The organism is Micromonospora sp. CNZ309 (genome assembly GCF_002846525.1).
Genome location: NZ_PJNG01000001.1, coordinates 60,482 through 77,844, shown reverse-complemented (window position 1 = coordinate 77,844; position 17,363 = coordinate 60,482). Strand labels below are relative to the sequence as shown.

At 73.2% G+C, this 17,363-nt stretch carries 16 protein-coding genes; 9 read left to right on the top strand and 7 right to left on the bottom strand.

Features of this window, described 5'->3' with window-relative positions; genetic code table 11:
- Positions 1 to 6 precede the first annotated feature (6 nt).
- Together CLT72_RS00400 and CLT72_RS00395 are read left to right on the top strand one after the other, a co-directional pair.
- Positions 7 to 522: a 2'-5' RNA ligase family protein gene (locus CLT72_RS00400; RefSeq protein ID WP_101409024.1), complete on the top strand. Its 516-nt coding sequence runs from the start codon at positions 7 to 9 to the stop codon at positions 520 to 522.
- A 129-nt stretch (positions 523 to 651) separates the two neighbouring features.
- Positions 652 to 1,503, top strand: coding sequence for a S1 family peptidase (locus tag CLT72_RS00395; protein ID WP_101409023.1), 852 nt, complete (start codon positions 652 to 654; stop codon positions 1,501 to 1,503).
- A 287-nt stretch (positions 1,504 to 1,790) separates the two neighbouring features.
- Here the strand turns inward: CLT72_RS00395 and CLT72_RS32470 are convergent, their stop codons facing one another.
- The 3 genes from CLT72_RS32470 to CLT72_RS00380 all read right to left on the bottom strand — a co-directional run bounded on the left by CLT72_RS32470 (position 1,791) and on the right by CLT72_RS00380 (position 3,873).
- Positions 1,791 to 2,096, bottom strand: a complete 306-nt coding sequence (locus tag CLT72_RS32470; protein ID WP_250100575.1) for a carbohydrate ABC transporter permease — start codon at positions 2,094 to 2,096, stop codon at positions 1,791 to 1,793.
- Between the two features lie 33 nt (positions 2,097 to 2,129).
- Positions 2,130 to 2,537, bottom strand: a complete 408-nt coding sequence (locus CLT72_RS32465) for a carbohydrate ABC transporter permease (protein WP_350820796.1) — start codon at positions 2,535 to 2,537, stop codon at positions 2,130 to 2,132.
- A gap of 253 nt (positions 2,538 to 2,790) precedes the next feature.
- On the bottom strand, positions 2,791 to 3,873 hold the full coding sequence (locus CLT72_RS00380) for an NYN domain-containing protein (protein WP_101414843.1): 1,083 nt from the start codon (positions 3,871 to 3,873) through the stop codon (positions 2,791 to 2,793).
- A 282-nt stretch (positions 3,874 to 4,155) separates the two neighbouring features.
- Here CLT72_RS00380 and CLT72_RS00375 point away from each other — a divergent pair, with 282 nt between their 5' ends.
- Positions 4,156 to 5,304, top strand: coding sequence for an endonuclease (locus CLT72_RS00375; RefSeq protein WP_250100573.1), 1,149 nt, complete (start codon positions 4,156 to 4,158; stop codon positions 5,302 to 5,304).
- Between the two features lie 227 nt (positions 5,305 to 5,531).
- Here the strand turns inward: CLT72_RS00375 and CLT72_RS00370 are convergent, their stop codons facing one another.
- Positions 5,532 to 6,164, bottom strand: a complete 633-nt coding sequence (locus CLT72_RS00370) for a CG0192-related protein (RefSeq protein ID WP_101409021.1) — start codon at positions 6,162 to 6,164, stop codon at positions 5,532 to 5,534.
- An 81-nt stretch (positions 6,165 to 6,245) separates the two neighbouring features.
- Positions 6,246 to 7,277 carry an MBL fold metallo-hydrolase gene (locus tag CLT72_RS00365; protein ID WP_101414842.1) on the bottom strand — a complete coding sequence of 344 codons (1,032 nt, stop codon included), beginning with the start codon at positions 7,275 to 7,277 and terminating at the stop codon, positions 6,246 to 6,248.
- Between the two features lie 131 nt (positions 7,278 to 7,408).
- Between CLT72_RS00365 and CLT72_RS00360 the strand changes: the two genes are divergently transcribed.
- A complete protein-coding gene (locus CLT72_RS00360; RefSeq protein WP_101409020.1) occupies positions 7,409 to 8,209 on the top strand; it encodes a crotonase/enoyl-CoA hydratase family protein in 801 nt (266 codons plus the stop codon).
- Positions 8,210 to 8,302: 93 nt separating this feature from the next.
- Here the strand turns inward: CLT72_RS00360 and CLT72_RS00355 are convergent, their stop codons facing one another.
- Positions 8,303 to 9,397: a sugar kinase gene (locus tag CLT72_RS00355; protein ID WP_101409019.1), complete on the bottom strand. Its 1,095-nt coding sequence runs from the start codon at positions 9,395 to 9,397 to the stop codon at positions 8,303 to 8,305.
- 3 nt (positions 9,398 to 9,400) lie between these two features.
- Positions 9,401 to 10,066 (bottom strand): bifunctional 4-hydroxy-2-oxoglutarate aldolase/2-dehydro-3-deoxy-phosphogluconate aldolase, encoded by a 666-nt coding sequence (eda, locus tag CLT72_RS00350; protein ID WP_486484154.1) that lies wholly within the window; start codon positions 10,064 to 10,066, stop codon positions 9,401 to 9,403.
- A 54-nt stretch (positions 10,067 to 10,120) separates the two neighbouring features.
- Between eda and CLT72_RS00345 the strand changes: the two genes are divergently transcribed.
- From CLT72_RS00345 to CLT72_RS00325, 5 genes are all read left to right on the top strand, one after another.
- The gene (locus tag CLT72_RS00345) at positions 10,121 to 10,897 is read left to right on the top strand and encodes an IclR family transcriptional regulator (RefSeq protein ID WP_486484153.1); all 777 of its coding nucleotides are present in this window, start codon (positions 10,121 to 10,123) and stop codon (positions 10,895 to 10,897) included.
- 311 nt (positions 10,898 to 11,208) lie between these two features.
- A complete protein-coding gene (locus tag CLT72_RS00340) occupies positions 11,209 to 12,765 on the top strand; it encodes a ricin-type beta-trefoil lectin domain protein (RefSeq protein ID WP_486484152.1) in 1,557 nt (518 codons plus the stop codon).
- 85 nt (positions 12,766 to 12,850) lie between these two features.
- Positions 12,851 to 14,110: a ricin-type beta-trefoil lectin domain protein gene (locus tag CLT72_RS00335; protein ID WP_199184438.1), complete on the top strand. Its 1,260-nt coding sequence runs from the start codon at positions 12,851 to 12,853 to the stop codon at positions 14,108 to 14,110.
- 257 nt (positions 14,111 to 14,367) lie between these two features.
- Positions 14,368 to 15,267 (top strand): bile acid:sodium symporter family protein, encoded by a 900-nt coding sequence (locus CLT72_RS00330; RefSeq protein WP_101414840.1) that lies wholly within the window; start codon positions 14,368 to 14,370, stop codon positions 15,265 to 15,267.
- 420 nt (positions 15,268 to 15,687) lie between these two features.
- Positions 15,688 to 17,265 carry a helix-turn-helix domain-containing protein gene (locus CLT72_RS00325; RefSeq protein ID WP_144082150.1) on the top strand — a complete coding sequence of 526 codons (1,578 nt, stop codon included), beginning with the start codon at positions 15,688 to 15,690 and terminating at the stop codon, positions 17,263 to 17,265.
- Positions 17,266 to 17,363 lie beyond the last annotated feature (98 nt).

Below are 17,363 nucleotides of genomic sequence, written 5' to 3'. Positions count from 1 at the left end.
GATCATGTGGTCGCGGCGCTGGAGCTCTACCTGGACACCGACGCCACCCGACGGATCCGGGTGCTCTGGGAGGCGCTGGAGTCCGAGGGCGTGCAGAGCATGCGGTCGCTGCTGGAGCAGCGTCACCGGCCGCACGTCTCGCTCGCCGTCGCGCCCCGCTTCGATCCGGAGCGGGTCGCGGCGGCGCTGCGCGGGACGGTGGTGGCCGCGCCGCTGCGGCTGAGCTTCGAACACGCCGGGCAGTTCGTCGGCCGGGTCCTGTGGCTGGGCCCGACCCCCACCGTCGAGCTGCTCGCGCACCACGCGCGGGTGCACGGCCGGCTGGCCGGGGCCGGCATCGGGCTGGTCGAGCACTACCAGCCGGGGCGGTGGGTGCCGCACTGCACGCTGTCGATGCGGGTGCCGAACGTCCTGATGGCCGCCGCCGTACGCCGCTGCCTGGAGGTGCTGCCGCTGGAGGCGACCGTGGTCGGCGCCGCCCTCACCGACCATGCCCGGGGCATCTCCCACCCGCTGCCGTAGCCGGGCCGCCCCGATGCCACCGACACCGTCGGTGGCATCCCCACGAGCCGGACCGACCGGCCGCTTGTCCGCGTCACGCCCGGGGTGGATCCTTTAGGGAATCGACAGAAACGAATCTTTGGAGGTTCGATGCGTCGTTTCCCGCTCGCCCTGCTCCTGCTCGCCGCGCTGCTGCTCGGCCTGTCGGCGCCCGCCCACGCCGCCCCCATCCCCACCCCCGCCGAACGCGCCGCGACCGCGCTCGCGCAGATCCGCACCACCGGCACCGCCTGGGGCCTCGACCCCGCGACCGGCCGGATGACCCTGACCGTCGACGACACCGTCTCCGCCCGGGACGTTGCCGCGCTGCGGGCGACCGCCACCCGGGCCGGTGCGGTGCTCCGGCACGAGCCGGGTGAGCTGCGGCTGCTCATCGCCGGCGGTCAGGCGATCTACGGCGGCGGCGGGCGGTGCTCCCTCGGCGCCAACGTCCGCAGCGGCAGCACCTACTACTTCGTGACCGCCGGGCACTGCACCGCCGCCGGCGCGACCTGGTACGCCAACAGCGCGCAGACCACCGTGCTCGGCAGCCGGGTGGGCAGCAGCTTCCCCGGCAACGACTACGGGCTGGTCCGCTACACGAGCCTGGTCGCCCACCCCAGCGCCGTCTACACGTACCCCGGCCTGGTCACGATCAACGGTGCCGGCAACGCCTACGTCGGCCAGATGGTCTGCCGCAGCGGCTCCACGACCGGCGTCCGCTGCGGTACGGTCACCGGCCTCAACGCGACCGTGAACTTCGCCGGTGGCGCCGTCACCGGGCTGATCCGGACCAACATCTGCGCCGAGCCTGGCGACAGCGGCGGACCGCTCTACGTCCCCGGCACCGGCGTCGTCCTCGGCATCCTCTCCGGTGGCAGCGGCAACTGCACGACCGGCGGCACCACGTACTACCAGCCGATCGTCGAGATCCTGGCCGCGTACGGCGTGACGATTCCCTGAGCCCGCACGTGCCCGGCCCGGCCCGGAACGACGGGCCGGGCCGGGCACGGCGGGGTCAGCCCTTGCGTCCGGTGGTGGCGATGCCCTCGACGAAGTGCCGCTGGGCGAGGAAGAACAGCACCAGCATCGGCACGGTCGCGATGATGCTGCCCGCGAGCACGATCTCCCCCTGCTGCTCGCCGCCGTAGCCGAAGCGGGGCTGTTGAACGATCCCTGCGTCTGCCGGTTGCCGAAGTACATGGTGTAGACCTCGGTGAACATCTGCAGCGACGAGATGGTGTTGACGATCAGCGTGAAGAACAGCGCCCCGAGATCATCGGCAGTGTCACGTGCCGGAACCGGGCCCAGCCGCCGGCGCCGTCGATGCTCGCCGCCTCGTACAGGTCGCGCGGCACGTTCTGCAGGGCGGCCAGATAGATGATCACGGTGGAGCCGAGGCTCCACAGGCCCATCAGGACGATGCCGGGCATCACCCAGTCCGGGTCGGTGGTCCAGCTCGGGCCGTCGATCCCGACCAGGGCGAGGCCGCGGTTGATCAGGCCGTCCTGGGTGTTGAGCAGGAACAGGATGCCCACGGCCATCGTCGGGGTCATCACCGGCAGGTAGAAGACGGTACGGAAGAAGCCCTACAACCGCCCCACCCGCTTGAGCAGCAGCGCCAGCCCCAGCGAGATCGCCATCACCAGCGGCACGTGCAGGAGCGTGTAGTACACGGTGTTGCCCAGGCTGCGCTCCACCATCGGGTCGGCCATCAGCTCCCGGTAGTTGTCCAGGCCCGTGTACCGGGGAGCGTTGATGGCGTCGTACTCGGTGAGGCTGAGCCAGGCGCTGGCGATCATCGGGCCGGCGTTGAAGACCAGGAACCCGACGATCCACGGCGCCAGAAAGAGGTACGCCCAGCGCGCCTCCCGCCGGGCCAGCGCCTCCGCCGGCTGCGCCTGACCCGAGAGGACCCGGTTGACCGCGTCCGTCCAGGCCTTGTCGAACTCGGCGCCGGCGGGCGAGGCCGGCATCGCGAACGCGGCGTCCTGCACGGAGCGGAGGTGGCCACCGCGTCGTCGAAGCGCTTGTTGCCGGTGGGCTGGTACAGCTCGTCGAAGATCCGCTTGTCGGCGGCGACGTTGCCCGTGTAGACGCCGGTGAACGGCTGGCCGGCGGCCTTGCGCGCGTCGGCGCGGGCCTTGGCGGCGGCGACCCAGGTGTCGGTGGCGGTGACCTTCTTCATGAACGCGCACGCGGCGTCCGGAAACGGGGCGCGTCCGCAACGACGCCGCCGGCGGCAGCTGCTCAGGCGGCCCGGGGGGTGAGGAGGTAGTCGTCGGCCTCGGGGCTCCACCGCAGGTCGACGACGCCGCTGGTGGCGGCCGCCTTGCAGAACTGGAGGAAGCTGCGGTAGCCCAGCTTCTTCTCGCTGAAGTCCGGCCGCGCCCGGCGCAGCTGGTTCTTCAGGCCGGAGAGGGCCACCGCGCCCTCGTCGCCGGCGAGGTCCGCCACCACCGAGCCGAGCAGCCCGAACGCCACCTCGCGGTCGCCGTGCTCGGGCAGGGAGACCTCGGGGTCGCCCTTGGCGGGCCCCTCCGCCAGCTCGACCACGTTGTGCCCGGCGAGGTGCCGCAGCAGCTCCCCGAAGGTGCGGAACCCGTAGTCGGACTCGCTGAACGTCGGGTCCTTGCGCAGCAGGGTGCGCTTCAACGTCGAGGCGGTCACCTCGCCGCTCGAACTGCCCTGGAGGCCGGCGACGGTCTGGGCCACGAGCACGGCGAGCGTGTCGACGTCCCGGGCGGCCTCCTCGGCCGCCGGCTGCGCCTCGGGCTCGGGCTCCTGCTCCACCCGCGGCACGTCGGGGCTGGGCAGGCGGGCCGGGCGGCCGCGCCGGACCCGGGCGGGAGGGCTGTCGACGCCCTCCAGCCGGTCGTAGTAGAGGAACTCGTCGCACGCGGGCGGCAGCAGCGCCGAGGTCGAGTTCTCCACTCCGACGCCGATCACGCGCTTGTTCAGCTCACGCAGCTTGTGGACCAGTGGGGTGAAGTCGCTGTCGCCGGTGCAGATGACGAAGGTCGAGATGTACCCGCGCTCGAAGGCCAACTCCACGGCGTCCACGGCCATCTTGATGTCGGCGGCGTTCTTGCGCGACGCCCCCATCCGCTGGGGAATCTCGATGAGCTCGACGTGCGAGCGGGTGAGCATTCGCCGGTCCTCGTCGAAGTAGGACCAGTCCGCGTACGCCCGGCGCACCACCACCCGGCCGCGCTCGGCGAGGGCGTCGGCGATGGGGCGGAAGTCGAAGGCCACCCCGCCGAGGTGGTCGCGGGCCCCCAGCGCGAGGTTCTCGTAGTCGAGGAAGAGTGCGATGCGGTCTTCGTGATCCACGCAGGTCAGCCTACCCCCGGCGAGCGCCGGGCCGCCCCGTCCGTCGCCGCCCGGCGCGGTGACCGCCGGGTGCCGGCGTGGCGACACCTGACCTACCTGCGCGCCGGTCCGACGCCCGGGTAGCATGCTCCGGCCGGTGCTCCGCCCGGTGGTCAGGTACGCGCCGACGAGGCGCTGGCCGAAAGTTGCGCTCCCGCTCTCCCGGCGTTCACGCCCGCACCGCTAGCATCGCTGCTCATGAATATGAGGAGCAGTGCCCGCTCGGGGCCCAGAAGGCTGGCGATGGCGTTCGCGCTGGCCGTCGTGCTGGTGGCGCCCGTGGCGGTGACGGCGGCGGCGTCGGCCGCCACCACCCTGACCGTGGCCCAGGCGCTCGCCGCGCAGGACGGCCGGACGGCCACCGTGACCGGCTACGTCATCGGCCAGCCGACCAGCAACACGACGGTGCTCAGGTCCGGTTTCACCTCGGACACCGCGATCGCGATCGCCGACACGGCGGCCGAGACCGGGCCCAGCCGGATGCTCTACGTCCAGGTCACCACCGCCTACCGCAGCACGTTCGGGCTGCTCACCAACCCGGGGCTGCGGGGCCAGCGGGTCACCGCCACCGGCACCCTCACCGCGTACTTCAGCCACGGCGGCCTGAAGAACCCGACGGCGATGACCCTCGGCGGCACCGCTCCCTCGCCGAGCCAGTCGCCGACCCCGGTTCCGACCACCACCCCGGTACCCGGTGGCGACTACGACTCCACCTACTACGCCAACGCGATCGGCAAGTCCGGCCCGGCGCTGCGCAGCTCGTTGCATTCGATCATCAAGGTGCAGACGAAGCTCTCCTACGACCAGGTGTGGGAGGCGCTGCGCGACACCGACCAGGACCCGGCGAACAGCAGCAACGTCATCCTGCTCTACACCGGTCGCTCCCAGAGCAAGACCAGCAACGGCGGCGGCGTCAACGACTGGAACCGTGAGCACGTCTGGGCCAAGTCGCACGGCGACTTCGGCACCGCGACCGGGCCGGGAACCGACGTGCACCACCTGCGGCCGACCGACGTCTCGGTCAACTCGACGCGCGGCAACAAGGACTTCGACAACGGCGGTAGTCCGGTCACCGAGGCGCCGGGCTGCTACACCGACGCCGACTCGTGGGAGCCGCGCAACGCCGTCAAGGGCGACGTGGCACGCATGATCATGTATATGGCGATCCGGTACGAGGGCACCGACGGCTGGCCGAACCTGGAACTGAACCAGTCGGTCAACAACGGCACCGCGCCGTACCACGGCAAGATGTCGGTGCTGCTCCAGTGGAACCAGGCCGACCCGCCGGACGCGTTCGAGAAGCGCCGCAACCAGCGGATCTACGAGCGCTGGCAGGGCAACCGGAACCCGTTCGTCGACCATCCGGAGTGGGCGGGCGCCATCTGGGGCTGAGTCGTCCCGCCCGACGTCGCGGCCGGTCACCGATCCCGGGACCGGCCGCGCGTCGTGACGGGACGGGACGCACCGGTCAGCCGGTCGCCCTGGCGAACGCCGGCCACCCGCCGGCGGCTCCGGGACGGACGACAGGCTCCTCGTCCCGCCGGCCGATTGACCGTTCGGGCCGGTCGGGGCGCCGAGCAGCCCCGAGCCCGTGCCACCCCTCGTTGGCGAGGCTGCGCTCAGCGCAGGCGGGCGTACGCCAGGGGCAGCGGGGTGGGCTGGTCGCTCCACGTGCCGGTCAGCACGGCGCCGTCGGACGCGGTGTCGCCGTCGGGACGGCGCACGACGGCCAACTCCACGGAGTCGGTGACGATGAGGGTGAGGTCGTCCTCCACCACGCGGCGTACGGCGCCGACGGGCGGGACCTCGACGCCCCGGGTGCCGCTGCCGGCGATGTCCATCGTGGGCTCACGGTGCTCGCGCCGGCCGTCGACCTCGAAGAACTCCTCCGCCTGCCCGGCGTCGGCGAGGACGGCCGCCGCCAGCGTGGCGGCGTAGACGGGGTCGGCACAGCCGTCGTAGACCCAGCGGCGGCCGAGCACGGAGTGCTCGGTGGTGCCGACGAGCCAGTCGTCGCCGCCGTCGAGGGGCGCGCCGCGGTAGGTCAGCGGCACCTGGTGGACCGGCCCGTCGCCGGCCCTGACGAGCAGCGTCTCGACGCCGACTGCGCCGGCCGGATCGTCGAACCGGTAGGACGCCACGCGCTCGACGTCGGCGCCGGCCGGCCCCTGGTACCACGGTCGGCCGGGCAGCCACGCCGCCAGCAGTGCGAACTTGGTGGGGTGCATCTCCGCCCGGTGCAGCAGCGCCATAGGTCGCATCGTAGGGGCACGGCCGCCCTCCCCGCTGACCCGCCCGTGCCCGAGTGCCGGGGTCCCGCACCCGCGGCGCGGTCAGGCGGTGGCGTAGCGACGCACTCCCCCGGCGTCGGAGCGGGTCGACCGGCCCTGGGCGACCAGGAGGTCCAGGTGCGCCGCCGTCTCGGTGACCGCGAGCATCGCGTTGAACACGTCGAGGTCGCCCAGCCGGCGCTCGCGCCGGGTCCAGCGCAGCTGGGCGGCCACCTCGTACGCCGAACCCGCCCCACGGGCGACGGCGGCCTCCGTCTCGTCGAGCCGCGCGCCGTGGTGCGCCACGAGTTCGTCGACCCGCGCGTGCACGCTGGGCGTCACCGGCCCGTGCGCCGGGAGCAGCCGCGCGTCCGGTCGTCGCCGGACCAGCGCGAGCGAGCCGAGGAACTGGCCGAGCGGGTTCGCGGAGAGGGCGGCCTCGAACCCGATCGACGGCGTGATGGTGGGCAGCACGTGGTCACCGGCGAACAGCAGGGCCGAGCCGGTGTCGTGGAAGACGACGTGGCCACGGGTGTGGCCCGGCGTCTCGACGACGTGCAGGGTGCGCTCGCCGTGGGTGATCCGCTGACCGTCGTGGAACCAGTCGTCCGGCAGTTCCCAGTCCTCGGTGCTCAGCCGCACCCCGGTCAGCTCCGCCAGGGTGTCGGCCAGCTCACCGGCGCCCAGCAGGCGCAGGTGGTCGAGCTGCTCGGCGAGCGGGTTGCGGTGCGGGGTCATGGACACCGTCAGGCTCGCGCGCTCGCCGGCGCCGAGGCTCACCCGCGTGCCGTACTCGCGACGCAGGTGCACGGCCTGCGTGTAGTGGTCGCGGTGGACGTGCGTCACGAGGAACCGGCGTACGTCCGCCAGCGAGCAGTCCAGCTCCTTGAGTGCCGCCTCGAGCGCGGACCTCGCCTCGGCGACCGCCCAGCCGGAGTCGACGAGGACGAGTCCGTCGTCGTCGCGCAGGGCGTACACGTTCACCGCGCGCAGGCCGTCGTTGGGCAGCGGCAGCGGTACGCGGTGGACGCCGGGGGCGACCTCGTACGTCCCGGGCCTGGTCCAGTCGTCGCGGTTGCCGGTGTCCGGGGTCATGACGCCGACCATAGCCCCGGCGCGGCGTCCCCCGGGCGGCCGGCCGCCGCGCACCCCGCCTTGCCGGGCCGGCCGGGCGTGTGGTTGGTTTCGGGGACAGGCCAGATCAGCGGCACACCGAGGAGACGCGCGTGGACGACCCTGTTCTCGTCGAGCGGGACGGGCACATGGAGACGTGGACGATCAACCTGCCGGAGGCCCGCAACCCCATCTCCGGCGACGACGTGATCGACGCGCTGGTCGCCCGGGTCGACGCGGTCAACGCCGACCGGACGGTCCGGGCGGTCATCCTGACCGGCGCCGGCAGCGCCTTCTCCGCCGGCGGCAACGTCAAGGACATGGCGGAGCGGGTCGGCCTCTTCGGCGGCGCCCCGCACGAGTTGCGCGACGGCTACCGCCGCGGCATCCAGCGGATCCCCCGGGCGATGTACGCGTGCGACGTGCCGCTGATCGCGGCGGTGAACGGGGCGGCGGTCGGCGCCGGTTGCGACCTGGCGCTCATGTGCGACCTGCGGATCGCCTCGGAGCGGGCGTTCTTCGCGGAGAGCTTCGTCAAGCTCGGCATCATCCCCGGCGACGGCGGCGCCTGGCTGCTGCCCCGGGCCGTCGGGGCCGCGCGGGCCGCCGAGATGGCGCTGACCGGGGACCGGGTCGACGCCGCCACCGCCCTGGAGTGGGGGCTGGTCTCCCGGGTCGTGCCGCACGAGGAACTGCTCACCGAGGCGCGCCGGCTGGCCGACCGGGTGGCCGCGAACCCTCCGCACGCCGTACGGATGGCCAAGAAGCTGCTGCGCGAGGCCCAGCACCAGAGCCTCGACAGCATCCTGGAGCTCTCCGCCGCGATGCAGGCGCTGGCGCACCAGACCCGCGACCACGACGAGGCGGTCCGGGCCTTCCTCGACCGGCGCGACCCGCACTTCACCGGGGAGTGAGCGGGCCGGCCGGCCGGTGAGCCCGCCGCACCACTCGACGACCTCGGCCGTGCGCTCGATGCTGGCCCGCGCGGCCGACGACCCCGCCGCCGGTCAGCGCTGCACCCGCGCGCCGGCGCCCCGCACGAGCGCCTCGACCTCCCGGAGGCTCGCCATCGAGGTGTCGCCGGGCGTGGTCATCGCCAGCGCGCCGTGCGCCGCGCCGTACTCGACGGCCGTGGCGAGGTCGCCCTTCTCCAGCAGCCCGTAGATCAGGCCGGAGGCGAAGCTGTCGCCCCCGCCGACCCGGTCCATGATCTCCAGGCCGGGCCGGTGGGTCGCCTCGACGAACCGCCCGTCGCCCCAGGCGATCGCGCCCCAGTCGTTGACGGTGGCGGTGCGCACGGTGCGCAGGGTGGTGGCGACGACCTTGAAGTTGTCGTACGCCTCGGTGGCCGCCTCGATCATCCGCTGGAAGTTGGCCACCTTCAGCTGCGACAGGGAGGCGTCGGTGTCGGGCACCTCGAAGCCCAGCGAGGCGGTGAAGTCCTCCTCGTTGCCGATCATCACGTCGACGTAGCGGGCGAGCCGGCGGTTGACCTCCCGCGCGCGGTCCTGCCCGCCGACCGCCTTCCAGAGGCTGGGCCGGTAGTTGAGGTCGTACGAGACGACGGTGCCGTGCCGGGCGGCGGCGGCCATCGCGGCCTCCATCGTCTCCGGGGTGGTCTCGGACAGGGCCGCGTAGATGCCGCCGGTGTGCAGCCACCGCACCCCCAGCGTGCCGAACAGGTGGTCCCAGTCCACCTGGTCGGCCCGCAGTTGGCTGGCGGCGCTGTGGCCGCGGTCGGAGGTGCCGACGGCGCCCCGGACGCCGAAGCCGCGCTCGGTGAAGTTGAGCCCGTTGCGCACGGCGCGGCCGACGCCGTCGTAGGGCAGCCAGGTCACCAGTGACGTGTCCACCCCGCCCTGGAGTACGAGGTCCTCCAGCAGCCGGCCCACCTCGTTGTCGGCGAACGCGGTGACCACGGCGGTCCGCAGCCCGAAGCAGCGGCGCAGCCCGCGGGCCACGTTGTACTCGCCGCCGCCCTCCCAGGCCCGGAAGGTGCGCGCCGTGCGCACCCGCCCCTCGCCCGGGTCGAGCCGCAGCATGATCTCGCCCAGGGAGACCAGGTCGTACCGGCACTCGCCGGCCGGACGGATCGACAGCACGGCTCAAACCTCCACGGTGGGTCGGGCGGCTTCGACGGCCGCGGCGGTGCGGGCGGCGACCTCGTCCCAGCGCCCGGCGGCGATCAGGTCGGGGGCGACCATCCAGGTGCCGCCGACCGCCAGCACGGCGGGCAGGGCGAGGTAGTCCGCGAGGTTGGCGGTGTTGACCCCGCCGGTCGGGATGAACCGCACCGAGCGGAACGGCGCGGCGAGCGCCTTGATCATCCCGACGCCGCCGAGCTGCTCAGCGGGGAAGAACTTGACCGTGTCGAGCCCGGCGTCGAGGGCCATCTGGATCTCGGTGCCGGTGGCGACGCCGGGGAAGACGGGCACGCCCAGCTCCTGGCAGCGCCGGACGACCGCCGGGGAGAAACCGGGGGTGACGACGAACCGGGCGCCCGCCTCGACGGCCCGGTCGACCTGGTCGGGGGTCAGCACGGTGCCGGCGCCGACGAGCAGGTCGGGTCGCTCGGACATGACGCGGATCGCCTCGGCCGCGGCGTCGGTGCGGAAGGTCACCTCGGCCGAACGCAGCCCGCCACGGAGGAGGGCGTCGGCCAGCGGGGCGGCGTCGCGGGCGGCGTCCAGCACGACGACCGGCAGGATCCGGGCCGCACCGACGGCCGCGACGACCACATGTCTCTGTTCATCATTCTGTACGCCAGTCACATATGTGACCCTAGCCGTGCCGCCCGACCTGTCAACCCCGCTAGAGTGGCGCCCATGACGCTGCCCGGCGGGTTCCAACCGGTGAAGTCCTCCACCCGGACGCTGGAGGTGCTCGAGGCGCTCGCCGCCTCGCCGCAGCGGCGCTCGCTGGTCGACCTGGCCCGCGCGCTGGACATCCCGAAGAGCAGCCTGCACGGCATCCTGCGCACCATGGCCCAGCGCGGCTGGGTGGAGAGCGACCCGACCGGCACCCGGTTCGGGCTGGGGGTGCGCGCGCTCCAGGTGGGCGCCGCGTACCTCACCAGCGACGACACCGTGGGCCTGCTCGGCGGGGTGCTCGACGACCTGTCGCGGCAGTTCGGCGAGACCGTCCACCTTGGACGCCTGGACGGCGCGCACATCGTCTACCTCGCCAAGCGCGAGTCGGTGCACCCGCTGCGGCTCTACAGCGCGATCGGCCGGCAACTGCCGGCCCACGCCACCGCCCTGGGCAAGGCGCTGCTCGCCGAGCGCCCGGAAGACGTGCTCGACGGGCTGCTGAGCTGGCCGCTGCCCGCACTCACCCCGCACACCGTCACCGACCGCCAGGCACTGCGTGCCGAGCTCGCCGCCGTCCGCGAGCGCGGCTACGCGGTCGACCGCGAGGAGAACACCGAGGGCATCGTCTGCTTCGCGACGGCCGTACCCCTGGCGGCACCGGCCACCGACGCGATCAGCCTGTCGGTTCCGGTGGCCCGGCTCGACGCCGCCGGCGAGGACCGCATTGTCGCCGCCCTCCGGCGGGCCGTCGACCAGGTCCAGGCGGCGCGCGGCCTGCTCTCCACCGCCTGATCCGACGCCGCTCCGGCGCTCCCGCCGCCCGCCGAGCACCGGCAGGCCCGGCTTGTACCGCGTCGAGGTGGCCGAGCACGGCGGCGAGGTCGCTCGACGCGGCCCGGGTGCGCACGGCAGGCGGGCGCGGCCCGGATGCGGGGGCGCACCGGCGACGCCTCACCCCGGCGCGCCGGTCGTCGCCGAGGGCGACGTGCGGGCCATAACTGGCAACCTTCTTGACAGATGCGACAGGGCATCGACAGACTTCTTTCAGAGAGCGCTCTCCGCACCCGTCCGCCACCCCTCGCCGCATCCCCGGGAGGATCTCCTTGTCTCGAAGACTGCGCATGCTCGTCCCCGCCGCCGCCGGCCTCCTGCTCCTCGGCCTGACCCCGGCGGCCGGCCACGCGAGCGACACCACCGCCCCCGCCGCCCCGGCCCCCGCCACGGCGGCCACGGCCGACCTCAGCCCCGCCCTGGTCGAGGCGATGCGCCGCGACCTCGGCCTCACCCCCGCCCAGGTCGACGAACGCCTGCGCACCGAGGCGGCGGCGCCGGTGGTCGAGCGACGCCTGCGCGCGAAGCTCGGCGCCGCCTTCGCCGGCGCCTGGATCCCGTCCGGCGGGCAGCGCCTCACCGTCGCCGTCACCGACGCGGCGCTCGCCCCGGCCGTCCGCGCCGAGGGCGCCGACGTCACGGTCGTCGCCCGCAGCGAGCGCACCCTCGACACGGTCAAGCGCGCCCTCGACCGGCGCTCCGCCGCCGCGGACCCCCGCGACGTGCACGGCTGGCACGTCGACGTCGCCGGCAACAGCGTCGTCGTGTCGGCCCGGCCCGGCGCCGCCGACGAGGCGATCGCGTACGCGAAGGCCAGCGGCGTCCCCACGGACGCCATCCGGGTGGTCACCTCCCGCGACGCGCCGCGCCCGCTCTACGACATCCGGGGCGGCGACCAGTACGTGATCAACGGCAACACCCTCTGCTCGGTCGGCTTCGCGGTCGTCGGCGGCTTCGTCACCGCCGGCCACTGCGGCGGCGTGGGCAGCCCCACCCTCGGCTACAACAACGTCTCCCAGGGCACGTTCGCGGGATCGTCGTTCCCCGGCAACGACTACGGGTGGGTACGCACCAACGGTTCCTGGACGCCCCAGCCCTGGGTGAACAACTACGCCGGCGGCAACGTGACGGTGGCCGGCTCGCAGGACGCGGCGATCGGCAGCTCGGTCTGCCGCTCCGGGCGTACGACCGGCTGGCGCTGCGGCACCATCCTCGGCCGCAACGAGACCGTCAACTACCCGCAGGGCGCGGTGTCGGGCCTGACCCGCAGCAACGCCTGCGCCGAGGGCGGCGACTCCGGCGGCGCCTGGGTCTCCGGCAACCAGGCCCAGGGCGTCACGTCCGGCGGTTCCGGCAACTGCTCCACGGGCGGCACGACCTGGTTCCAGCCGGTCAACGAGATCCTGGGCGTCTACGGGCTGTCCCTGGTGACCACCGGTGGCGGCGGCGGAAGCCGGCTGATCAGCAACTGGAACAACCGCTGCATCGACGTGCCGAACTCCAACTTCTCCGACGGGGTGCCCCTGCAGACCTGGACCTGCAACGGCACCGCCGCGCAGTCCTGGACCTTCACCGGCGGCACGCTGCGTACGCAGAACAACAAGTGCATGGACGTGGCCTGGGGCTCCACCGCCAACGGCGCGACGATCCAGATCGCCAACTGCAGCGGCAACCCGGCCCAGCAGTTCGTCCTCTCGGCAGCCGGCGACCTGGTCAACCCGCAGGCCAACAAGTGCGTCGACATCAAGGAGTGGAACAACTCCGACGGCGCCCGCCTGCACCTGTGGGACTGCGTCGGCGGCGCCAACCAGAAGTGGCGGCGCGGCTGACCCGGTCCCGCCGCCGGGTCACCGCCGCTCGTCCCGCCGTCGCCGCGAGAGACGTCGCGCCGGCGCAGTTGCCAAGGAGGTCTACATGTTCAGAATCCGTACCCGCCGCCGGCCGTGGGCGCTCGCCCTCGCCGCGACCGCGATCATCGCCGCCACGACGGCCCTCGCCGTGCCGGTCCATCCCGAACCGGCGCAGGCCGCCATCGGGGGAATCACCTGGCAGGACGAGTTCAACGCCGCCGCCGGCACGCCCGTCGACCAGAGCAAGTGGCGCTTCGACATCGGCGGCGGCGGCTGGGGCAACAACGAGCGGCAGTACTACACCAACAGCACGAGCAACGCCGTGCACGACGGCCAGGGCAACCTGGTGATCACCGCCCGCCGGGAGAACCCGGCCAACTACCAGTGCCACTACGGCCGGTGCGAGTACACCTCGGCCCGGCTGCTCACGGCGGCCACGTTCACCCAGGCGTACGGCCGCTTCGAGGCCCGCATCAAGATCCCCCGGGGTCAGGGCATCTGGCCGGCGTTCTGGATGCTCGGCAACGACATGGGCAGCGTGGGCTGGCCGAACGCGGGCGAGATCGACATCATGGAGAACATCGGCCGGGAGCCCAACACCGTCTACGGCACCATCCACGGCCCGGGCTACTCGGGCGGCGGCGGCATCACCGGCAGCCGCACCATCGGCCAACCGCTCGCCGACGCCTTCCACACCTACCGGGTGGACTGGGAACCGAACTCGATCGTCTGGTACCTGGACGGCGTCGAGTACCACCGGGTGGACCCGGGTCGACTCGGCGGCAACCGGTGGGTTTTCGACCACCCGTTCTTCATGCTCCTCAACGTGGCGGTGGGCGGGAACTGGCCCGGCTACCCCGACGCCTCCACGCAGTTCCCGCAGCAGATGCTCGTCGACTACGTACGCGTCTCGGGCTACACCTCGGGGGGCAACCCGCCGGGCACCACCGCGATCAGGGGCGCGCTCAGCGGTCGCTGCATCGACATCCCGAGCGCCAACCCGGTCGACGGGGCCAAGCTGCAGATCTGGGACTGCAACGGCACCGTCGCGCAGGCCTGGACGTTCGCCTCCGACGGCACGATCCGGGCGATGGGCAAGTGCATGGATCCGGCCTGGGCCGGCACGGCGAACGGCACCGAGGTCAACCTCGTCACCTGCAACGGCAACCCGGCACAACGCTTCACGCTCAACGCCGCCGGTGACCTGGTCAACCTCAGCGCGAACCGCTGCGTCGACGTGCGGAACCGCAACACCGGCAACGGGGGCAAGCTGCAACTGTGGGACTGCACCGGTGACGCCAACCAGAAGTGGTCGCGCGTCTGACGGAACCCACGCGGGTCACGCACCCCGTCGGCGACCCGCCCAGCGGCGGGGTCGGCCGAGGCACCCGGCCTCGACCGGCCCCGCCGCCTGCTGTTCGCTCTCGCACCGGGCGGGTAGGGCGACACGGGGAGCTGCTGTGGACGCTGCCGCACCGATGGCCGCCGGGCCCGTCCGGTTGCGCACGTGAGGAGGTGTCGGAAGCGCCATCGAGATGTGAGGATCCGGTGGACCTTGGCGTACGCGATCAGGAGGCCGCCGTGAGTACCGGTTTGTCGCTCGTGCTCTTCCCTGTCGCGTTGGGCATCGTGATGCTCGGCCTCGGCCTCACCCTCACCGTGGCCGACTTCCGCCGCGTCGTCGCCTATCCCCGGGCGGTGGTCATCTCCCTGGTCTGCCAGATGCTGGTCCTGCCGGCCATCTGCCTCGGCCTGGTGCTCGCCGCCGACCTGCGCCCGGAACTGGCCGTCGGGATGATGCTGCTGGCCGCCTCCCCGGGCGGCAGCACGGCCAGTCTCTACAGCCACCTGTTCAAGGGCAACGTCGCGCTCAACGTCACCCTGACCGCCATCAACTCGGTGCTCGCCCTGTTCACGCTGCCCCTGGTCGTCAACCTCTCCGTCGCCGCGTTCATGGGTTCGGACAGCTCGCTCGGCCTCCAGTTCGACAAGGTGATCCAGGTCTTCGCCCTGGTGCTCATCCCGATCGTGATCGGCATGGCCGTCCGTCGCCGTCGCCCCGAGTTCGCCGCGCGCATGCAGCGACCCGTGAAGATCCTCTCCGTCGTGGTCCTCGCCGTCGTGATCACCGGCGCGGTGCTCGGCGTCAAGGACGAGTTCGCCGCCACCATCGGCGCCGTCGGCCTGGTCGCCCTGCTGTTCAACCTGCTCAGCCTGGGCATCGGGTACGCGGCGCCGCGGCTGCTGCGCGTCGGGCACCGGGACTCCGTCGCCTCGTCGTTCGAGATCGGCGTCCACAACGCCACCCTGGCCATCACGATCGCGCTCAGCCCCGCCCTGCTCGACAACACCGACATCGCCATGCCGGCCGCGATCTACGGCATCCTGATGTTCTTCACCGCCGCCGCCTTCGGCTTCGTGGCCGCGCGTCGGGGCAGCGCCGCGGCCGAGCCCACCCGGCCGTCGGCCACGACGGTGTGACCGGCGGGCTGCGGGCCCGCGTACGGGAAGCGAGGGCTCGGCGCGGGTAAGCCGGGACCCACCGGAGTTCGCAGCGTCCCTCCCGCTCCGGGGACGGAGCGGCGCGTCGCTCGACGGTGCCCACCGGTGGCTGTTCGACCCGGCGGGCCGGAGCCGTCGGGATCCGCCCGTTGCAGCCCAGCGCCGCGTGTGCAATCGATCACCCTCTGCGGTCGGCGTCTCCCTACGCTCCTGGCACGGTCGTCCCGACAGGAGAGGAACCGCCATGAAGCGTTGGTTAGCGGGGACGTTGAGCGTCCTGACGCCCACGGCCAGCCGTACCTGACGGCGCGGAGCCGGCGAGCGTCGCCCGTCCGGGTGTCCCGCCGGCTCCCTCGTCGCTCGTAGACTCGAACCAGGCCGGGCAGGGCCACGGAGGCGATGGGCATTCAGATGTCGCTGACAGCTCGACGTACGGACCGCGTCTTCTTCGACGAGCGCGTGGCGTGGATGCTGCGGGTCAACCGCACCCTCGGCGCCGACGACCGGTGGGTCAGGGCCAAGCGCTTCGCGGCGGCCTTCCACGGTGGTTCGTGGGAGAGGCTGGTCAGCGAGAGCAGCGTGTCGCGGTGGGAGACCGGCGGCAGCCGCCCGAGCCGGGCAGCCATCAGCCGGTACGAGGAGATCCTCGAACTCGATCCGGGCGAGATCACCGCGACGGTCGACACGATCCGGCGCTACGTCGACATCCCCGGATCCCCGGGCGCGGTGCCCACCGGCGCCGCGGACGGCGCCGCCACGGCCGAACTCGACGCTCTGCTCGACCGCGCCCTGTCCCGGGAGATCATGACCGGCGCCGGGTGGGACCGGCTCTCCGCGCTGGTGACGGCCGCCCCACACCTCGTCATCGCCCCGAGGTCCGCCCGGGAGAGCATCACGCAGCGCCTCGTCAGCGAGATGATCATCGCGCACGGTCGGCCGTGGCGGCAGCGCTTCGAAGCCCTCAACCGGCTGTTCGGCCACGAGACGCTGGGACGGGAGGCGGTCGCCGCCTGCGCGGCGCTGGGCGCCGACCGGGAGAACCAGATCTTCATCGAGACCGTCGGTGCCCTCGACGGCAGCCGGCACCCCGACGCCAGCGTCCACGTGGTCGCGCAACTGCACGACCCGACGAACGACCGGGCGCTGCGGGGCGCGCTCCTCGCCTGCCTCCGCAAGGTGCGGTTCGGGCACTTCACGCCCGGGCAGCGCCGGGTGCTGGTGCCGCGGATCAGGGATCTGCTGCGGGACCCGCTCTTCCACGCCGACGCCGTCCCGGTCGCGGCCGCCCTCCAGGCGGGCGCGGGTGTCCCGCTGGGCGGCCCGCAGGTCGCCCCGGCGCTGCCCCACCCGGTTCCGCACGTGGCCGCCACCGTCGCCCGCCGGGTCTTCGACGCCACGACCGCGCGGCTCCCGCGCGAGCCGCAGTCCGACTGCCGCGACGCGACGCTACTCACGCTGATCGGTGAGATCCTGCTCCATCCGGCCAGCGACCGACGTCTCTACGCGGCGATGCTCGTCGCCTCCACCCCGTACGGCCCGTCGCTCGCCGCCGCCCTGGCGGCCGAGGTCGCGCCCACCGCCGCCGACCGCGTGGAACTCAACGTCCGGCTGCTCGCCGGCCTGCGGGTGCTCGGCGGCCAGGCCGAGCGGCCGACGGTCGAGCGCCTCGTCACCGCGGCCCGGCTGCCGCGAAGCGTCGTCGATGCCGCCGCGTTCGCGATCGGGCATCTGCGGGGCACCAGCGAGCGGGGGTTCTGGGAGGCCGCGCTGCGGCACCACGCGCGTCGCTGGCGGGCCCGGCGCGACGCGCCCTCGGCCGCCGCGCTCACCGGCATCGTCTACAGCCTCGGCATCGCCGGACAACGGCAGATCCTGGCGGCCGTACGCGACGACCCGGGGTCACCCGAACCGAGCCGGGCCGCGGCCCGCTGGTGGCTCAACCTGCCCGGCCACGTCTACGACAGCTCACGCCTCTGAGGACAGCTCACGCCCCCGGGCCAACAGCTCCACCTCTACCAGGCGACTCCCCGCCGGACGCCCCGGCCCCCGCGGCGTTGCCGGGGGCCCGGGCGTCC

Coding starts and splice junctions, on each gene's coding strand:
- CLT72_RS00365 (WP_101414842.1), bottom strand. CDS start 7,277: ATGACCCCGGACACCGGCAACCGCGACGACTGGACCAGGCCCGGGACG.
- CLT72_RS00325 (WP_144082150.1), top strand. CDS start 15,688: ATGGGCATTCAGATGTCGCTGACAGCTCGACGTACGGACCGCGTCTTC.
- CLT72_RS00370 (WP_101409021.1), bottom strand. CDS start 6,164: ATGGCGCTGCTGCACCGGGCGGAGATGCACCCCACCAAGTTCGCACTG.
- CLT72_RS00395 (WP_101409023.1), top strand. CDS start 652: ATGCGTCGTTTCCCGCTCGCCCTGCTCCTGCTCGCCGCGCTGCTGCTC.
- CLT72_RS00335 (WP_199184438.1), top strand. CDS start 12,851: ATGTTCAGAATCCGTACCCGCCGCCGGCCGTGGGCGCTCGCCCTCGCC.
- CLT72_RS32470 (WP_250100575.1), bottom strand. CDS start 2,096: ATGACCCCGACGATGGCCGTGGGCATCCTGTTCCTGCTCAACACCCAG.
- CLT72_RS00375 (WP_250100573.1), top strand. CDS start 4,156: ATGGCGTTCGCGCTGGCCGTCGTGCTGGTGGCGCCCGTGGCGGTGACG.
- CLT72_RS00345 (WP_486484153.1), top strand. CDS start 10,121: ATGACGCTGCCCGGCGGGTTCCAACCGGTGAAGTCCTCCACCCGGACG.